Origin of the sequence: Vibrio sp. 10N.261.54.E10 (assembly GCF_002877735.2) — a bacterium.
GTDB lineage: Bacteria > Pseudomonadota > Gammaproteobacteria > Enterobacterales > Vibrionaceae > Vibrio > Vibrio crassostreae_C.
In genome coordinates, this window is record NZ_MCXE02000001.1 from 160377 (window position 1) to 178751 (window position 18375).

The 18375-nt window shown below is 46.5% G+C and carries 15 protein-coding genes and 1 other RNA gene; 14 read left to right on the forward strand and 2 right to left on the reverse strand.

Annotation, left to right across the window (positions count from 1 at the left end):
• Position 1: 1 nt before the first annotated feature.
• Both BCU07_RS00670 and BCU07_RS00675 read right to left on the reverse strand, forming a co-directional pair.
• Positions 2-400, reverse strand: a complete 399-nt coding sequence (locus BCU07_RS00670; protein ID WP_017059277.1) for a YraN family protein — start codon at positions 398-400, stop codon at positions 2-4.
• Positions 387-2204, reverse strand: coding sequence for a penicillin-binding protein activator (locus BCU07_RS00675; RefSeq protein ID WP_102428614.1), 1818 nt, complete (start codon positions 2202-2204; stop codon positions 387-389). Before BCU07_RS00675 ends, BCU07_RS00670 begins: the two co-directional genes overlap by 14 nt.
• Positions 2205-2265: 61 nt before the next feature.
• Between BCU07_RS00675 and rsmI the strand changes: the two genes are divergently transcribed.
• The 14 genes from rsmI to ftsA all read left to right on the forward strand — a co-directional run bounded on the left by rsmI (position 2266) and on the right by ftsA (position 18349).
• A complete protein-coding gene (rsmI, locus tag BCU07_RS00680) occupies positions 2266-3132 on the forward strand; it encodes a 16S rRNA (cytidine(1402)-2'-O)-methyltransferase (protein ID WP_086714228.1) in 867 nt (288 codons plus the stop codon).
• Between the two features lie 195 nt (positions 3133-3327).
• An RNA gene (gene rnpB / locus BCU07_RS00685) (RNase P RNA component class A) lies at positions 3328-3767 on the forward strand.
• Between the two features lie 228 nt (positions 3768-3995).
• Complete coding sequence (gene rsmH, locus BCU07_RS00690) at positions 3996-4946, forward strand: 16S rRNA (cytosine(1402)-N(4))-methyltransferase RsmH (RefSeq protein ID WP_102428615.1); 951 nt, start codon at positions 3996-3998, stop codon at positions 4944-4946.
• 3 nt (positions 4947-4949) lie between these two features.
• Positions 4950-5267, forward strand: a complete 318-nt coding sequence (gene ftsL, locus BCU07_RS00695; RefSeq protein WP_017062901.1) for a cell division protein FtsL — start codon at positions 4950-4952, stop codon at positions 5265-5267.
• The gene (locus BCU07_RS00700; protein ID WP_102428616.1) at positions 5264-7021 is read left to right on the forward strand and encodes a penicillin-binding transpeptidase domain-containing protein; all 1758 of its coding nucleotides are present in this window, start codon (positions 5264-5266) and stop codon (positions 7019-7021) included. Before ftsL ends, BCU07_RS00700 begins: the two co-directional genes overlap by 4 nt.
• Positions 7022-7039: 18 nt before the next feature.
• Positions 7040-8524 carry a UDP-N-acetylmuramoyl-L-alanyl-D-glutamate--2,6-diaminopimelate ligase gene (gene murE, locus BCU07_RS00705; RefSeq protein ID WP_102428617.1) on the forward strand — a complete coding sequence of 495 codons (1485 nt, stop codon included), beginning with the start codon at positions 7040-7042 and terminating at the stop codon, positions 8522-8524.
• Positions 8524-9897, forward strand: coding sequence for a UDP-N-acetylmuramoyl-tripeptide--D-alanyl-D-alanine ligase (locus tag BCU07_RS00710; RefSeq protein WP_017070828.1), 1374 nt, complete (start codon positions 8524-8526; stop codon positions 9895-9897). Before murE ends, BCU07_RS00710 begins: the two co-directional genes overlap by 1 nt.
• Positions 9894-10976, forward strand: a complete 1083-nt coding sequence (gene mraY / locus BCU07_RS00715; protein WP_017059284.1) for a phospho-N-acetylmuramoyl-pentapeptide-transferase — start codon at positions 9894-9896, stop codon at positions 10974-10976. The genes BCU07_RS00710 and mraY overlap by 4 nt, the downstream gene beginning before the upstream one ends.
• Positions 10977-11033: 57 nt before the next feature.
• Positions 11034-12350 (forward strand): UDP-N-acetylmuramoyl-L-alanine--D-glutamate ligase, encoded by a 1317-nt coding sequence (gene murD, locus BCU07_RS00720; RefSeq protein ID WP_102428618.1) that lies wholly within the window; start codon positions 11034-11036, stop codon positions 12348-12350.
• Positions 12351-12372: 22 nt separating this feature from the next.
• Entirely contained in the window at positions 12373-13569 is a 1197-nt protein-coding gene (gene ftsW / locus BCU07_RS00725) for a cell division protein FtsW (protein WP_065584711.1), read from the forward strand.
• Positions 13570-13581: 12 nt separating this feature from the next.
• Positions 13582-14643, forward strand: coding sequence for an undecaprenyldiphospho-muramoylpentapeptide beta-N-acetylglucosaminyltransferase (gene murG, locus BCU07_RS00730; protein ID WP_102428619.1), 1062 nt, complete (start codon positions 13582-13584; stop codon positions 14641-14643).
• Positions 14644-14656: 13 nt separating this feature from the next.
• A complete protein-coding gene (murC, locus tag BCU07_RS00735) occupies positions 14657-16117 on the forward strand; it encodes a UDP-N-acetylmuramate--L-alanine ligase (RefSeq protein WP_102428620.1) in 1461 nt (486 codons plus the stop codon).
• Positions 16118-16395: 278 nt separating this feature from the next.
• Entirely contained in the window at positions 16396-17088 is a 693-nt protein-coding gene (locus BCU07_RS00740; RefSeq protein ID WP_372050049.1) for a cell division protein FtsQ/DivIB, read from the forward strand.
• Positions 17081-18349 (forward strand): cell division protein FtsA, encoded by a 1269-nt coding sequence (ftsA, locus tag BCU07_RS00745; protein WP_010434747.1) that lies wholly within the window; start codon positions 17081-17083, stop codon positions 18347-18349. The genes BCU07_RS00740 and ftsA overlap by 8 nt, the downstream gene beginning before the upstream one ends.
• Positions 18350-18375 lie beyond the last annotated feature (26 nt).

The window sequence follows — 18375 nt, forward strand, 5'->3', positions numbered from 1 at the left end:
TTTATCCTTGGGTAATCGCGTTTTGAATCCAGTCGATAGTGTCATTCGGCCCTTCAATGGCAACAATATCAAACCTGAAATCTGTAGAGTGCACCGACAAGCCTTGCTGCATAAGCCAAACATTGGCTGTTTTGAGCAGTTTCTGTGACTTCTTGGCAGTCACCATTTCAGCGGCATGTCCGTAGCGGGTTTGCTTGCGGTATTTTACCTCAGCAAACACAACCGTATTGTTATGGCGCATTATAAGATCAATCTCGCCACATTTTGCTATGAAGTTTTCTTCTATTAACGATAAACCGTGGTTAATCAGATAAGATTTTGCCACGGCCTCGTATTTATCACCCACTTGTTTGTGGGTGATGGTTGGTTTGGATAGGAACTTTCGGCTAAAAAGCCCCATGCTCTGCCCAGCTGATTTCACGTTGAACCACACAGTTGTTATCGATGGTTAGCACACCCGTTTCACCTGGAATGCTGTAACCCTGTACGGCTTTCATCTGTGGCAGTGCATCCATTAGGTAGTATGCATCCATTCCCAGTGCTTGCAGACGCTTTTGGCCGTTTGAGTGTGCAGGCCATAGGTCGTTGAGCTCTTTATTAAGCTCGTTTTTGTTCTCAACCAATAGTGGGATGTCGCTGTAGAACACGCCGGTTAGGTCTTCATACTGCTTATCACCGCTGTTGCTGCGTGAGTTTGAGAAAAGAGCGGGCTGGCTAGCATCAGGGTTAATTGCAACTTCAATGAAGGGTTTGATTAGCGTTAGCTCTGAGTTCTTAGCCACAATGTAGACAGAATCGATATCACGACGGCTGCGTGGCTCTGTTTCTAGGTCTAGGTTCAGTAACCCATCCATTTGAGCGATACGTTGTTGGCTCTCTTGCAAGCCAAATACCTGATTCACATTACGTTGCAGTTGGCGTTTGTCAGAGAACAAGCTGATAGCCACATCGTTGCTGCTGTATTTTTTCCACTCTTCTTTAAACGCTTGCTCAACACGCTCACCTAAACGTCCTCTTGGCGCAAGGATAAGCGGATACTTGTAGCCTTGAGCAAATAGGTGTTTCGCTGCCTGAGCAACTTCTTGTTCAGGCGATAGAGCGAGATAGCAAATATTGGTATCAGGTTCTAGTTGCGTTGGAATGTTCAGAGCTAAAGCTGGAATCGAATTCTCGTGGTTTTTCTGCGCTTGCTGAAGCTTAGTAATGTTGCTCTTGATCAGCGGACCCACAATGAAATCAACATTGTTCTCTTCCAGTGTCGCTTTAATCTCAGCGGCACTTTGCACGTTGGTATCCATTACCGTCAGCGTTGCATCTTCTTCGCGCTCTTTGTCATTCATCATCGCAAAGATGAAACCGTCACGCACAAGTTGTGCCTGCTTGCCGTACTTACCGGTTAGAGGCAGTAATAGTGCAGTGCTGGTTGGCTTGCTGATCTCTAGCGCCAAGATGTCAGTGATCGCCTGAGGTGTATATGTTGCTGCTGGGTGCTGAGAATTCTCTGCTAGCCAATCAGACAGGGTTTCCTGTAGGTTTGGAAGGTTCGAGTTCAGCGTCTTCATATAAATCGCCAGCTGTAACCAACCTGCTAGAACGTCTTCTGTAGGCGACGTTTTAAGCTCTAGAATCTCATATTGAGAGTAGCTATTTAGGTTCTGCCAAATACGGTCAGCAGCTTGTTGTTGGAGCTCGTCATCAGCGTCTAGATACTCTGAATAAAGAACTAACTCACGGCTTGCTTCAAAATACTCGCTTTGCATTTCAGAAATGTTCGCGCGTAGCTCGTGATAATCTTTCCACTGCTCGTTCGGAAGTTTCCACCAAGGCTGGAAGTTCAGTTGGCTATAAGCTTGTTCAGGCTGCGAGTTATTCACCAACAGTTGAGCGCGAGCTAATTGCCATTCCGCTTGTTGCGTTTCGCTCAGCTCTTGTTTTGCTAAGCGTTTGATCAACAGAGTTGCTTGATCGGTTTTTCCAGCTTGCACAGAAGCCTTAAGTGCCATGATTAACCAGTCGTTTTGTAGACTTCCTTTGCTACTATCCGCCTGCATCATGTAACTTTCAGTTGATTGCGCTGGATCTAGTGTAATATCAACGCTCGTTGGTGCTTGAGGACCTGAAGAACAAGCCGCCAATGTAATTGCTAATGCAATTGGAGTTAGTAAGCGTGGTACACTGAGTCTCTTATGGTTCATCGTTGCCATGAGTTCTTTAAATTCCGTATAAATTTGTATCTATATTAATCGTTGAAGTGATGGTAAACAAATGACAGATAACAAAACCTTGCTCACAGAGAGCCCAACTCTCTACATTGTGCCAACCCCAATCGGAAATTTGGGAGATATCACTCAAAGAGCAATTGAAATTTTATCAAGTGTCGATGTTATTGCAGCCGAAGACACACGCCACACGGGTAAGCTGCTTGCTCACTTCAATATATCAACCAGAACGTTCGCTTTACATGATCATAATGAACAAACTAAAGCGCAAGTTCTAGTCGAAAGGTTATTAGAAGGTCAGTCTATCGCATTAGTCTCTGATGCGGGTACACCTTTAATCAGTGACCCAGGTTACCATCTTGTCTCACAATGTCGTCAAGCGGGTGTGAGAGTTGTGCCACTTCCTGGTGCTTGTGCTGTGATTACGGCATTGAGTGCGTCTGGTTTACCGTCAGATCGTTTCAGTTTTGAGGGCTTCTTGCCACCAAAGAGCAAAGGTCGTAAAGACAAGTTCTTAGAGATCGCAAAGGCAGAGCGCACATGCATCTTCTATGAATCACCACACCGTATTTCAGATTCTCTACAAGATATGCTCGAGATTCTTGGCCCTGACCGTGAGGTTGTATTGGCGCGTGAGCTAACCAAAACCTTCGAAACCATCCAAGGGCTGCCACTTGGTGAACTTATTGAGTGGATTGAAGAAGACGCGAACCGTAAACGCGGTGAGATGGTGTTACTGATTCACGGCCACCGTGAAGAAGCGAGCACAGAACTGCCAGACGAAGCGACTCGTACTCTGGGTATCCTAACTAAAGAGTTACCTCTTAAAAAAGCGGCGGCAATGACAGCTGAAATCTACAACCTGAAAAAGAACGCGCTGTACAAGTGGGGCCTTGAGCACCTAGATGGTTAACGCTGAATAGATAAATAGCTGCTCAGTGTATAAGTCGCTAGAGTGCTATTTTAAAGCTTGTGAGGAATGAAGGTCGTCCCTTCATTCCTCTTTTTTTGTCTGGATTGTGTGAAATTCATGCGTTTACTTAGCGGTTTGCAGCATATTTGTGATCTCGCTAGACACTGCACTCTAATCTCTATACAATCCGCCCTCGGAGTTGAACGGGTAATCGCTGCTTTGCTGATGTCCTTCGGGAGACTGACGTTGAGGTCCTTCGGGAAACTGACGTTGAAGTCCTTCGGGAGACTGGCAGAGGGGAGGAACGTCCGGGCTCCATAGAGCAGGGTGCCAGATAACGTCTGGGGGGCGCGAGCCCACGACAAGTGCAGCAGAGAGAAGACCGCCGATGGCCTCATTTCTTCGGAAGAGGCACAGGTAAGGCTGAAAGGGTGCGGTAAGAGCGCACCGTGCGACTGGCAACAGTTCGTAGCAAGGTAAACTCCACCCGGAGCAAGATCAAATAGGCCCTCGCATTGCGCTGCTCGCGTATGGGGGCGGGTAGATTGCTTGAGCCTGTGAGCGATTGCAGGCCTAGACGAATGGTTACCACCGCGCAAGCGGAACAGAACCCGGCGTATGTGTCAACTCCACCTATATAAAGAACCCATCATTACTTAACCGTAGTGATGGGTTTTTTGCTTTATATTGACGTAAATTATTTAGATTTCCTTAAAATCTTTCACCCTGATATAAGCTTGGGTCAAAAATTCCAAATGCCTATACACAATATGGTGGAGATACAGCGTGAAATCAGTACACTAAAACGTTAATAGAACAAATTATTGCCGAACTAATGGCTCAATCCACTCACTGAGAAGACTATGACAGAAGCATTCAAACATATTTCAGTATTGCTTAACGAATCTATTGACGGACTTGCGATCAAACCTGACGGTACCTACATCGATGGTACTTTTGGCCGTGGTGGGCACAGCCGTACAATCCTGTCTAAACTGGGCGAGAATGGACGACTCTTTAGTATCGACCGCGATCCACAAGCAATTGCTGAAGCTCAGAAGATTGATGACCCCCGTTTTACGATTATTCACGGCCCATTCTCAGGTATGGCTGAATATGCAGAGCGTTATGACTTAGTGGGTAAAGTGGATGGTGTGTTACTGGATCTAGGTGTTTCTTCACCACAGCTAGATGACGCTGAGCGTGGCTTTAGCTTCATGAAAGACGGTCCGCTTGATATGCGTATGGACCCAACAACCGGTATTCCTGTCTCTCAGTGGTTAGTTGAAGCCGATCTTGATGACATCACATGGGTTATTCGTGAGTTCGGTGAAGACAAACACGCTCGTCGTATCGCGAAAGGCATCATTGCTTATCAAGAGAATGAAGAGAACGAACCACTAACGCGTACCGGTCAGTTGGCTAAGCTTATCTCGGATGTAGCTCCAAAAAGCTTCAAAGAGAAAAAGCACCCAGCAACACGTGCTTTCCAAGCCTTCCGTATCTACATCAACAGTGAACTTGAAGAGATCGATACAGCCCTGAAAGGCGCAGCAAGCATTCTTGCTCCTCAAGGCCGTTTGTCTGTTATTAGCTTTCACTCTCTTGAAGACCGCATGGTGAAGCGCTTTATCCGTAAAGAGAGCCAAGGTCCGCAAGTACCACATGGCCTGCCACTAACAGAAGAGCAGATCAAAGCGCTAGGCAGTGCTGATCTTAAGCCTGTTGGTAAAGCGATCAAGCCTTCTAAAGATGAAGTGGATGAGAATACTCGTTCGCGTAGCTCAGTATTACGAATCGCAGAAAAGCTATAGTCAATGAAGACCTCCAAACCTAACTTAGCCAAGATAATATTTTTTGATTTGATCTCCGTGGGTAAAGTCCCATTGGTGCTGCTTATCTGTATCTTCGCGAGCGCGATGGGGGTCGTTCTCACGACACACATGTCACGTCAGGCAATCACGCAAAAAGACATGGCATTGAGTGAGCGTGAACAGCTTGATAATGAATGGCGAAATTTAATGCTTGAAGAGACGGCTCTGGCTGAACATAGCCGCGTTCAAGCATCGGCAAAACGAGAGCTAGACATGAAACGTCCAGACTCTGACAAAGAAGTTGTGATCACACTGAAATGACCGGTAAAAAGGAAAAAGCACCCGCAAAAGCCGTTAAGAAACCAACGAAAGAGCGAGTGAAGAGCGAAAAGGACTCGGATCCAATTCTGATTAAATGGCGTTTCAACGTCGTTATTGCTTTTGTGTTGGTTGCCTTTTCTGTACTAGTAGGTCGTGTGGCTTACATCCAAGTCATTGAACCAGATAACTTAATTCGTCAGGGCGACCTTCGTTCTGTACGTGTTAAGGCTATTCCTTCTGCCCGCGGTATTATTTCAGACCGCAATGGCGAACCACTTGCCGTCAGTGTGCCTGTTGAGGCGGTATGGGCTGACCCGAAAACCATCTTCGATAAAAACGGCATGGCCCAAATTGATCGTTGGTACGCGTTAGCCGATGTACTTGGCTTAGAGCGACAATCGATGATTGACAAGATCTCTAGCAACAAATCCCGTCGATTTATTTACCTGCAAAGACAAGTTAGCCCTGCAATGGCTAAGTATATCCGTGAGCTTAAGCTGGTGGGTGTTGGCCTGAAAGCGGAATCTCGACGTTACTACCCTGCAGGCGAAGTCAGTGCGCACCTTATCGGTGTTACCGGCATTGATGGACACGGCCTAGAAGGCGTTGAGCGCAGCTATGACAAATGGCTCACAGGCGAGGCCGGTAAGCGAACGATTCGTAAAGACCGCTACGGACGTGTTGTTGAAAACATTGCTTTAGAAGAGCGTGAAGAAGGCAAACCACTCGAGCTAACGATCGATCAACGATTACAAGCGATCGCCTACCGAGCGATTAAACAGGCGGTGGCCGATCATAAGGCGACTTCTGGCTCAGCGATTTTGTTGGATGTAAAAACCGGCGCTGTGTTGGCGATGGTTAATGCGCCTTCTTATAACCCGAACAATCGTGCTGACTTACAAAGCTTTAAGATGCGTAACCGCGTACTTACCGATGCGATGGAGCCCGGTTCTACCGTGAAACCTTTTGTGGTTTTAGCAGCGCTAGAGAACGGTACAGCTGATCCAGATATCGTTATTGATACTGGCAACGGCATCATGCAGATCGGTGGCAGTCGTGTGCGAGACTCGTCTAAAGTCGGTAAGGCTGATTTAGCGCTGATCCTCAAGAAGTCGAGTAACATCGGTGTGGCGAAGTTGGCACTTAACATGCCTTTAGAAGCTCTGCTAGGGATGTACAGTTCTGTTGGTCTGGGCGAAATGTCTGGGCTGAACTTAATCGGTGAAACGAGCGGTATTTTCCCGAATCGTCGTCGCTGGTCTAAGTTTGAAATTGCAACACTATCATTCGGTTACGGTTTGTCTGTTACACCGATGCAGTTGGCCCATGCGTATGCGACGCTAGCCAACAAAGGCATGTATGAACCGATTCATATTATTAAGAGTAACGACCAAGACTTTTCTAAGCAGATCATCAAGCGCGAGAACGCTGAACTGGTTTTGAATATGCTCGAAGGGGTGACTCAAAAAGGCGGCACAGCAACAAGAGCGGCCGTTCCTGGTTACCGAGTTGCAGCAAAAACGGGTACTTCTCGTAAGGCTGAAGCTGGCGGATACAGCGACGAATACATTGCGATTACTGCAGGTTTTGCCCCGGTTAGTGACCCAAGAGTCGCGCTGGTTGTTGTGGTCAATGAGCCTCAAGGTGACCTTTACTATGGCGGTTCAGTTGCTGCCCCCGTTTTTTCTGAAATCATGAAGGGTGCATTGCAAATACTGAATGTCCCTGCTGATGAAAACAAGTTTCAAGAATAGAGCCAATCAGGATTCAATATGAGTAATAGCCTCACGCTGTCATCTTTACTTTCTCCTTGGAGTGACTTTAGTTCACCTGAGCTGGATGCGATTGCCGTTGAACAGTTGGAGTTGGATAGTCGTGCCATCAAGAAAGGTGATATTTTTGTTGCTGTAGTTGGGCATGCTGTTGATGGCCGTCGTTTCATTGACAAAGCGGTCTCACAGGGAGCCAATGCCGTTATCGCACAAGCTGATGCTGAAAAGGCCCATGGTCTGATTGAGTGGTTGGATGCTGTTCCGGTTGTTTACATTAAAGACCTTAACTTGGTGTTATCTGAGTTGGCCGGTCGTGTTTACTCGTCTCAGGCGACTAAGCTGATTGGTGTTACCGGCACCAATGGCAAAACCACTATCACCCAATTGATTGCTCAGTGGCTAGATTTAGTCGGCCAACGCTCTGCGGTAATGGGCACCACGGGTAACGGTTTTCTAGACAACCTTAAAACGGCGGCGAATACGACCGGTAGTGCGATTGAAATACAACGTACGCTGAGTGAGTTGGCTGAAGAAAACGCTGTTTATACCGCGATGGAAATCTCGTCTCATGGTTTGGTTCAAGGCCGAGTTAAGGCATTGGATTTTGAGGCTGGTGTATTTACTAACTTGAGCCGTGACCACTTGGATTACCACGGCACGATGCAAGAGTACGCTCTGGCTAAGAAGAGCTTGTTTACTCAGCATAAGTGTAAGCACGCTGTGATTAATGTTGATGATGAAGTCGGTAAAGCTTGGATGGCTGATCTGTCCAATGCAGTAGCTGTGTCATTGCTTCCGTTATCGGGCTACCAGCAGTCAGTATGGGCATCGGATGTTGCTTATGCAGAGACGGGTATCAAACTCGCTTTTGATGGTAGCTGGGGGCAGGGACAACTGTCTGTTCCTTTAATTGGCCAGTTCAACGCATCAAATGTATTGGTTGCTTTCGCGACCCTACTTGTACTAGGCATCGACAAGCAAACCTTGATCGACACAGCACCTCAATTGCAACCTGTGATTGGCCGTATGGAATTGTTCCAAGTACCAAACAAAGCGAAAGTGGTTGTCGACTACGCGCATACACCTGACGCATTAGAGAAAGCATTGGCAGCACTACGTGTACATTGCTCTGGAAAGCTATGGGCAATCTTTGGCTGCGGTGGTGATCGAGATACAGGCAAGCGCCCTATGATGGCGGTTACCGCAGAGCAGTTCGCCGATAACATTATTATTTCAGATGACAACCCTCGCAGTGAAGACCCGGCATTGATTGTTAAAGACATGCTGGCAGGTTTAAGTGAGCCTGAAGTCGCCTTTGTTGAACACGATCGCTTTCAGGCGGTTAAGTTTGCTCTAGAGCAGGCGGGTAATAACGACATTATTCTTCTGGCAGGTAAAGGCCATGAGGATTACCAAGTATTGAAAGACAAAACGATCCACTATTCGGATCGAGAGTCAGCACTACAACTTTTAGGTATTTCATAATGATTGATGTATCACTCGAGCAGATCTGCTCAGCGGTGTACGGTCAGCTGATAGAGGCTGGCAAATCGAGCAATAGTTTGATCAATGCGGTTTCTACCGATACTCGCACCGTTGAAGAAGGTGCACTGTTTGTTGCTCTTGTAGGTGAACGTTTTGATGCGCATGATTTTTGTGGTCAGGCTGTTGAGGCCAATGCGAGTGCGTTATTAGTTCAACGAAAACTTGACCTAAATATTACTCAAGTTGTTGTTGAAGACACTAAACTTGCTTTAGGTCAGCTAAGTGCTTGGATCCACAAACAATGTAACGTGCCAACCATGGCGATAACAGGAAGCTGTGGCAAAACGACCGTCAAAGAGATGGTCGCGAGTATTCTACAACAACGTGGCAAAGTGCTGTTTACAGCGGGTAACTTCAATAATGATATTGGAGTACCACTAACCTTGCTGCGCAGTGAACCCAATGACGACTATGCCGTGATAGAACTGGGCGCGAACCACATTGGTGAAATTGCCTATACCACGCAGCTTGTGAAACCACAGGTGGCCTTAGTGAATAACGTTGCTGCCGCGCATCTAGAGGGCTTTGGCTCAATTGATGGTGTTAAACAAGCGAAAGGCGAAATTTTTCAGGGGCTTGCTGCTGGTGATACTGCTATTGTTAACCTAGAGAGCAATGGTGGTGACTTCTGGAAAGATGTGCTTGCAGACAAAAACGTACTGACCTTTTCTGAAAGTGATGACACGGCGGATTACTTTTCGACGAATATTCGCATCAACGAGCAGGGTGAAGCTTGCTTTGATATGCAGACCCCGCAAGGCGCTATCGATGTCGAACTTGGCATTATTGGTCAGCACAATGTAGCCAACGCATTAGCCGCAGCAGCACTGAGCATTCAATTCGGTGCCACGCTTGCAGAAATTAAAAGCGGTTTAGCGAATCTTATCTCAGTTAAAGGCCGAGTTGAGGTTCAACAATTAAGTCAGAATATCAAGCTGATAGATGACAGTTACAACGCCAGTGTACCGGCAATGAAGGCTGCAGCTAAATTGTTGTCGAGCTTCAAAGGTCAGCGTTGGTTGATTTTAGGCAATATGGCTGAGTTAGGCGATGAAAGCCTTGCACTTCACCGTCAAGTCGGTGAATATGCTGCCCCATTCGCTTTTGAGCATGTACTCACTTACGGTGATGATACCAAGGTGATTAGTGAAGTGTGTAACGGCACTCACTTTGCAACGCATGAAGCGATGATCGCGCACATAGAGCAGCACTTGAGCTTGCCAGAAAACGCGCCACATACCTTGTTGGTAAAAGGCGCCAATAGTGCAGGAATGAGTAAAATAGCCGCTGCTTTAAAGGAGAACTTTTCATGATAATTTGGCTTGCAGAGCTACTACAGCCACACTTTTCTTTTTTCCGTTTGTTCGAATACTTATCGTTTCGTGCAATCGCGAGCATTTTGACGGCTTTATGTCTGTCGCTGTGGATGGGACCTCGTTTAATTGAGCGTCTGCAAATGCTGCAAATTGGCCAAGTTGTTCGTAATGACGGCCCAGAATCTCACTTCAGTAAGCGTGGTACACCAACCATGGGTGGTGTGATGATCCTTGCTGCGATCATCATTACGGTCTTACTTTGGGCTGACTTATCAAACCCTTACGTTTGGGCCGTACTTGTCGTGCTAGGCGGTTACGGTGCAGTTGGTTTTGTTGATGATTATCGTAAAGTCGTTCGTAAGAACACTGATGGCTTGATTGCGCGTTGGAAGTACTTCTGGCAATCGGCTATTGCATTGGTTGTGGCGTTTGCTCTGTATGCTCATGGGCAAGACACTGCTGCGACACAATTAGTGGTGCCTTTCTTTAAAGATGTGATGCCACAACTTGGTTTACTGTACATTGTTCTAACTTACTTTGTTATTGTGGGTACCAGTAACGCGGTAAACCTAACTGATGGCCTAGATGGCTTGGCGATTATGCCAACGGTTATGGTTGCTGCGGGTTTTGCTGTTATCGCTTGGGCGACAGGTAACGTTAACTTTGCAGCATACCTACACATTCCATACATCCCATACACCTCTGAACTGGTGGTGGTATGTACTGCTATCGTTGGTGCAGGCCTTGGCTTCCTATGGTTTAACACTTACCCAGCACAAGTATTCATGGGCGATGTTGGCTCTCTAGCACTGGGTGGTGCGTTAGGTGTGATTGCGGTACTCGTTCGTCAAGAGTTGGTACTAGTGATCATGGGTGGTGTGTTTGTAATGGAGACCTTGTCAGTAATCCTGCAGGTGGGCTCTTACAAATTACGTGGTCAGCGTATTTTCCGTATGGCACCGATTCACCACCACTATGAGTTGAAAGGCTGGCCAGAGCCGCGTGTTATCGTGCGTTTTTGGATAATCTCAATGGTATTAGTACTGGTTGGCCTAGCGACACTGAAAGTTCGTTAATCCTGTATGAGCCTCTGAATAGGGGCTCTTTAAAACTATTAAGAGCATCTTGTTTAAATGGAACGTTGGCAAAATATTCAAAATGTAGTGGTTGTGGGGCTCGGTATTACCGGGCTCTCTGTCGTTAAACATCTCGTAAAATATCAGCCCCATACTTGCGTAAAGGTAATTGATACGCGAGAGCTACCACCAGGAAAGGAATCTTTGCCTGAGTCGGTTGAGCTGCATTCTGGAAGCTGGAATAGCCAATGGCTAGCTGAGGCTGATCTGGTGGTTGCTAACCCAGGCATTGCTTTAGCGACACCTGAAATTCAAGATGTGCTTGAAGCGGGTACGCCTGTCGTTGGCGACATCGAGCTGTTTGGTTGGGCTGTAGATAAGCCTGTTGTGGCGATTACTGGTTCAAACGGTAAGAGTACCGTGACGGATTTGACTGGTGTGCTTGCTAAGGCTGCTGGGCTTAATGTTGGCGTTGGCGGCAATATTGGCATTCCTGCCCTAGACCTTCTAGAACTTGATGCGGATTTATATGTCCTTGAACTTTCAAGTTTTCAGCTAGAAACTACATCGAATTTAAAACTTGCCGCTGCGGCATTCTTAAATCTGTCTGAAGATCATATGGATCGCTATCAAGGCATGGCTGATTACCGTGAGGCCAAGTTAAGAATCTTTAATAACGCGCAGTGTGCGATTGTTAATCGTGAAGACAAAGAGACTTACCCTGACCAGACAATGCCATTGTTGACTTTTGGCCTAGATAACCAAGAGTTTGGTGTATCAACGATTGATAGTACTGAGTGGTTGGTCGATCACGGTAAACCTGTCCTTGCTACCCAAGATTTAACATTGGTTGGACGTCACAATGTGGCGAATGCGTTAGTCTCACTTGCACTATTGAAGCAAGTTGGTATCGACTACAGCAAAAGTCTTGATGCTTTGAAGGCCTATAACGGTTTGACGCATCGTTGCCAAGTCGTGGCTGACAAGCGCGAAATCAAATGGGTTAATGACTCCAAAGCAACGAATGTAGCCAGCACATTGGCAGCCCTGTCTGGGTTGGAGTATCAAGATACGTTATATCTTTTGGTTGGCGGCGTTGGTAAAGGTGCTGACTTTAGTGAGCTTGAACCAGTATTGGCGCAACTTGAGCGTGTTCAGCTGTGTTGTTTCGGTGAAGATGCAGATCAATTCATGCCTCTGCACCCATCGGCACAAAAGTTCGATACCATGCAGCAGATAATCGAATCTATCTCGCCACAGCTGGTGGCTGGAGATATGGTGATGCTGTCTCCGGCGTGCGCAAGCTTCGATCAATTTAATAATTTCATGGCAAGAGGTGATGCGTTCACTGAGCTTGCTCATGAGTATGCTTAACGTGTTGAAGGACTAACATTCAGTGCAAAGAGTCAAAGAGATTAATCAATCCATCTGGCAGTGGCTAAACCGTGCTACTCCCGAGGCGCTTTACGATCGTCAATTGGTGTGGATTGCTCTTGGGCTAATGCTGACAGGTTTGGTGATGGTGACGTCTGCTTCGTTCCCCATCAGTGCTCGTTTAACCGATCAGCCGTTTCACTTTATGTTCCGTCATGCCATCTTCCTTGTATTGGCGTTAGGTGTCTCTAGCGTCATATTGCAAATCCCGATGCAACGCTGGTTTCAATACAGTATGTATCTACTGGGCTTGTCCTTCTTCTTGCTGATTGTGGTATTAGCCGTCGGTAAGTCGGTTAACGGCGCATCGCGTTGGATCCCATTAGGGCTATTTAACTTACAACCCGCTGAAGTCGCCAAGTTATCGCTGTTTATCTTTATGGCGGGCTACTTGGTTCGGAAGCAAGATGAAGTGAGAAAAACCTTCTTCGGTGGTTTTGGTAAACCGATCATGGTATTCGGCGCTTTTGCCGTGCTGCTGCTAGGCCAGCCCGATTTAGGTACTGTGGTCGTAATGCTAGTGACCCTGTTCGGCATGCTATTCATTGCTGGTGCCAAGCTTTCACAGTTTATCGCCTTGATGGTGGCAGGTATTGCCGCGGTCGTCGGTTTGATTGTTATAGAACCTTATCGTGTTCGACGTGTTACCTCATTCTGGGAACCTTGGAACGACCCGTTCGGCAGTGGTTACCAGTTAACTCAGTCATTGATGGCGTTTGGCCGTGGTGATTGGATGGGGCAAGGGCTTGGTAACTCGATTCAAAAACTCGAATACTTACCAGAAGCGCATACCGATTTTGTATTTGCTGTGTTGGCTGAAGAGCTTGGCTTTGTCGGTGTTACCTTAGTATTAATGTTGATCTTCAGCTTGGTGTTAAAAGCCATTCTGATAGGTAAAAAAGCCTTTGAACACGATCAAGTGTTCAGCGGCTATCTGGCTTTTGGTATTGGTATTTGGTTTGCGTTTCAGACGCTTGTTAACGTAGGTGCTGCATCTGGCATCGTTCCGACCAAAGGTCTAACCCTACCGCTAATCAGTTATGGTGGTTCGAGTTTAATTGTTATGTCTGTGGCGGTATCAATGCTGCTGCGCATTGACCACGAATGCCGAATGCAACAAAAAGAACAAGCTGATAGTCAAAACGAATTAGTAGAATAAGAATCTAACGTGATGAAACAAAACAAAAAACTTATAGTGATGGCTGGTGGTACTGGCGGTCACGTTTTCCCAGGGTTAGCAGTAGCGAAAAAGCTTCAGCAACAAGGTTGGGAAATTCGCTGGTTAGGCACAGCAGACAGAATGGAAGCGGATTTAGTGCCAAAGCATGGCATTGAAATCGACTTCATCAAAGTGAAAGGCCTGCGTGGTCAAGGCATTAGCAAGTTAATTAAAGCGCCGTTCCAGATTATTAATGCCATACTTCAAGCAAGACAACACATCAAAGCATGGCAGCCTGATGTGGTACTTGGTATGGGTGGCTACGTGAGTGGCCCGGGTGGTATCGCGGCATGGTTGTCTGGCATTCCAGTGGTTCTCCATGAACAAAATGCAGTGGCAGGTTTAACCAACCAATGGCTGTCTAAGATTGCTAAAAAGGTTTTCCAAGCTTTCCCTGGTGCGTTTCCTACTGCAGAAGTGGTGGGTAACCCAGTACGCGAAGATGTGGTTGCCTTAGCTGAACCCGAGCAACGCATGGCTGAGCGTGATGGTGACATCCGCATCTTGGTTATGGGCGGCAGTCAGGGCGCAAAAATCCTAAACGATACCTTGCCAGTAACGATGGCGCAGCTTGGTGAAGGCTTCACTGTGATGCACCAAGCGGGTAAGAACAATCAACAACAAGTTATTGAGCAATACAAATCACATTCTGTTGGTAATGTTCAAGTGACTGAATTTATTGATGATGTGGCGCAAGCTTATGAGTGGGCAGATCTATTAGTGTGTCGCTCAGGTGCATTAACCGTATCAGAAGTGTCTGCGGCAGGTGTCGGTTCTATCTTCGTTCCGTTTATGCACAAAGACAGACAACAAGCGTTGAATGCCGACCATTTAGTTGAATGTGGCGCAGCGTTAATGATTGAACAGCCTCAACTAACGGCTGATAAGCTAGCGAACACTATCGCGCAGCTTGATAGAAATGAATTAAAAATGATGGCAACAAAAGCTCGTCAAGCCGCCAAGCTTGATGCTGATGTGACCGTCGCTGAAGCGATTAAAGCTTTAGCAAAATAATGAGATTGAATTGATGACGATTGAACATACCCAAGACTTAGCGCAAATCCGTGCAATGGTGCCAGAGATGCGCCGTGTTAAATCTATCCACTTCATTGGTATTGGTGGTGCCGGAATGAGCGGGATTGCTGAAGTCTTGCTAAATGAAGGCTACCAGATCACGGGTTCTGATATTGCTCAAAACCCAGTGACTGATCGTTTAGTTAGCAAGGGTGCGACCGTTTATATCGGTCACCAAGCGAGTAACGTTGCCGACGCAAGTGTGGTGGTTGTTTCAACCGCTATCAACGAAGAAAACCCAGAAATTATTGCAGCTCGTGAAGCGCGCACACCGATCGTTCGTCGTGCAGAAATGCTGGCTGAGCTGATGCGTTTTCGTCACGGTATTGCTGTGGCAGGTACGCACGGTAAAACAACCACGACTGCGCTAGTGACACAGATTTACTCGGAAGCCGGCCTAGATCCAACCTTCGTAAACGGTGGTTTGGTTAAAAGTGCTGGCACTAACGCACGTTTAGGTTCAAGCCGTATTCTTATCGCTGAAGCCGATGAGAGTGATGCTTCATTTTTACATCTGCAACCTATGGTTAGTATCGTAACTAACATTGAAGCGGATCATATGGATACCTACGGCGGCGATTTCGAAACGCTAAAGCAGACATTTATCGATTTCCTACACAACCTGCCGTTCTACGGCCAGGCTGTGATGTGTGTAGATGATCCTGTTGTACGTGAACTTATCCCTCAGGTGAGCCGCCAAGTGATTACTTACGGCTTCTCTGAAGACGCTGATATCCGCATTGAAAACTATGTACAACAAGGTCAGCAAGGCAAGTTTACGGTTGTTCGTAAAGGTAAAGCCAATCTCGATATTACGTTGAACATTCCCGGTCGCCATAACGCACTGAACGCATCAGCGGCGATTGCGGTTGCGACGGAAGATGACATCAGCGATGAAGCGATTCTAAAAGCGATGGCTGGAACGGAAGGCACTGGCCGTCGTTTCGATCACCTTGGTGAATATGAAACGGGTAAGGGTGTTGCAATGCTGGTCGATGATTACGGCCATCACCCAACCGAAGTTGATGTCACCATTCAAGCTGCACGAAGTGGTTGGACTGATAAACGTCTTGTGATGATCTTCCAACCGCACCGTTATAGCCGCACTCGCGATCTGTATGATGACTTCGCGAACGTTCTTGAGCAGGTTGATGTGCTTATTCTGTTAGATGTTTATTCTGCAGGTGAGAAACCTATTGCAGGGGCTGACGGACGCTCGTTAAGTCGAACTATTCGTGGGCGTGGTAAGATTGATCCCATCTTTGTTGCTGATATCAACACGCTGCCGTCGGTTTTAGCCAACGTTATTCAAGGCGGAGACCTTGTTTTAACACAGGGTGCTGGTGATGTTGGTCGTGTAGCGAAGCAACTTGAATCGCTACAATTAGACATTAATAAGATGCAAAACGCGTAGCAGAATACTGTATACAGACTGTGGTTGATCGCTCACTTCTTGCGATTGACCTAAAATTGACCAAAAATCTTATTATCAACGTTTGATAGTTTGATTTTGCTCAGTATAATTCATAGGTTAAAGTAAGTGCTTTTACCTCTATTACGAAGATAGGGAATAGAATTGCGAACCAACGACAGGGAATGCGGGCTTTGGTAGAAAGTACTTTTAGCGAAAACCGCCACCTATTCAGTTTACCATCGCTAAAGAAACACGCTGTAGGCGGGTCTTTTTTTGTCATGGTACTGCTATTCATTGGATTTCTTTTCTATACCACACTGACTTGGATGTGGGACGATCAGCGATTGCCTCTCTCCAAAATAGTACTTCAAGGCGACTTAACTTACGTAACTGCTGGTGATGTTCAACATGCCTTTGGCGAGCTAGAGCATATTGGAACGTTCATGTCGCAAGACATCGGTGTGTTGCAAGACAGTTTAGAAGCGTTACCTTGGGTTTCAGTGGTGTCCATTCGTAAGCAGTGGCCAGACACAATAAAAGTATTTTTGACTGAGTACCATGCGGCAGCAATCTGGAACGGTAACATGCTGCTGAATGACGATGGTCAGGTGTTTAATGGTGATATCGGTCTTTTGAAGGGCGATAGAGTCAAGCTTTACGGCCCAGACGGCACCAGCCAAAAAGTGATAGAAAAGTGGCGACAAATAACTCCTTTGATTAACAATCTAGGGTTAACCGTTACCTCGCTCGTTCTCAATGAGCGTCGCGCTTGGCAAATAATCCTAGATAACGGTATCCGTTTAGAACTAGGTAAAGATTCTTTAGATGAGCGTGTTGAACGCTTCATTTCGCTTTACAACGAACTTGGTAGTAAAGCGAATCAAGTGAGCTACATCGACCTCAGGTATGATACGGGAGCCGCTGTAGGTTGGTTTCCAGAGCAAGAGTTAGAAGAGAGCACAGATGACTAAGACCGCAGATGACAACATAATCGTTGGTCTTGATATAGGCACTGCGACCATATCAGCTCTAGTTGGTGAAATATTGCCTGATGGTCAAATCAATATCATTGGTTCAGGGCAAAGCCCATCCAGAGGTATGGATAAAGGTGGTGTAAACGACCTAGAGTCGGTAGTGAAGTCAGTTCAGCGAGCCATTGATCAAGCAGAGTTGATGGCGGAATGCCAAATCAGCAATGTGTTTATCTCGCTATCGGGCAAACATATCGCGAGCCGAATTGAAAAAGGCATGGGCACTATTTCTGATGAAGAGGTGTCTCAAGACGATATGGATCGAGCGATCCATACCGCGAAATCAATTAAAATAGGTGATGAGCAGAGAATTCTGCACGTGATTCCACAAGAATTTACCATCGATTATCAAGAGGGGATCAAGAATCCACTTGGTTTATCTGGTGTTCGAATGGAAGTCAGTGTTCATCTAATTTCTTGCCACAGCGACATGGCGAGAAACATTATTAAAGCTGTTGAACGATGTGGTCTCACAGTAGAACAAATCGTGTTTTCAGGACTTGCCTCAAGCAATGCGGTAATTACTGAAGACGAGAGAGAGCTTGGAGTATGTGTTGTCGATATCGGTGCGGGTACAATGGATATTTCCATTTGGACTGGCGGCGCACTTCGACACACAGAAGTCTTTTCCTACGCAGGAAATGCAGTAACCAGTGATATTGCCTTCGCTTTCGGCACGCCAGTGAGCGATGCTGAAGAGATAAAAGTAAACCATGGTTGCGCTCTGAGTGAACTCGTAAGCAAGGATGATTCTGTTAACGTCCCAAGTGTTGGTGGTCGCCCATCGAGAAGTTTGCAACGACAAACTTTGTCGGAAGTGATTGAACCACGTTACACTGAACTTATGGGTCTCGTTAACCAAACTATTGATACGGTTCAATTACAGCTACGAGATGAAGGTATTAAACACCACCTTGCAGCTGGCGTCGTTCTCACTGGTGGAGCGGCACAAATTGACGGATTGGTAGAGTGTGCGGAACGTGTTTTCCGCAATCAAGTTCGAGTTGGTAAGCCGTTAGAAGTTAGTGGCTTAACTGACTATGTTAAAGAGCCGTATCATTCTACGGCGGTTGGTTTACTTCATTACGCAAGAGATTGTCAGATCAGTGATGAAGGTGATTACAGCGAACCTAAGCGTTCAGCACCTTCTATGTCTGGTTTATTTGGCAAATTGCGTAATTGGATACAAAAAGAGTTTTAACCTGAGTTGCAGGAAAAAACGGAGAT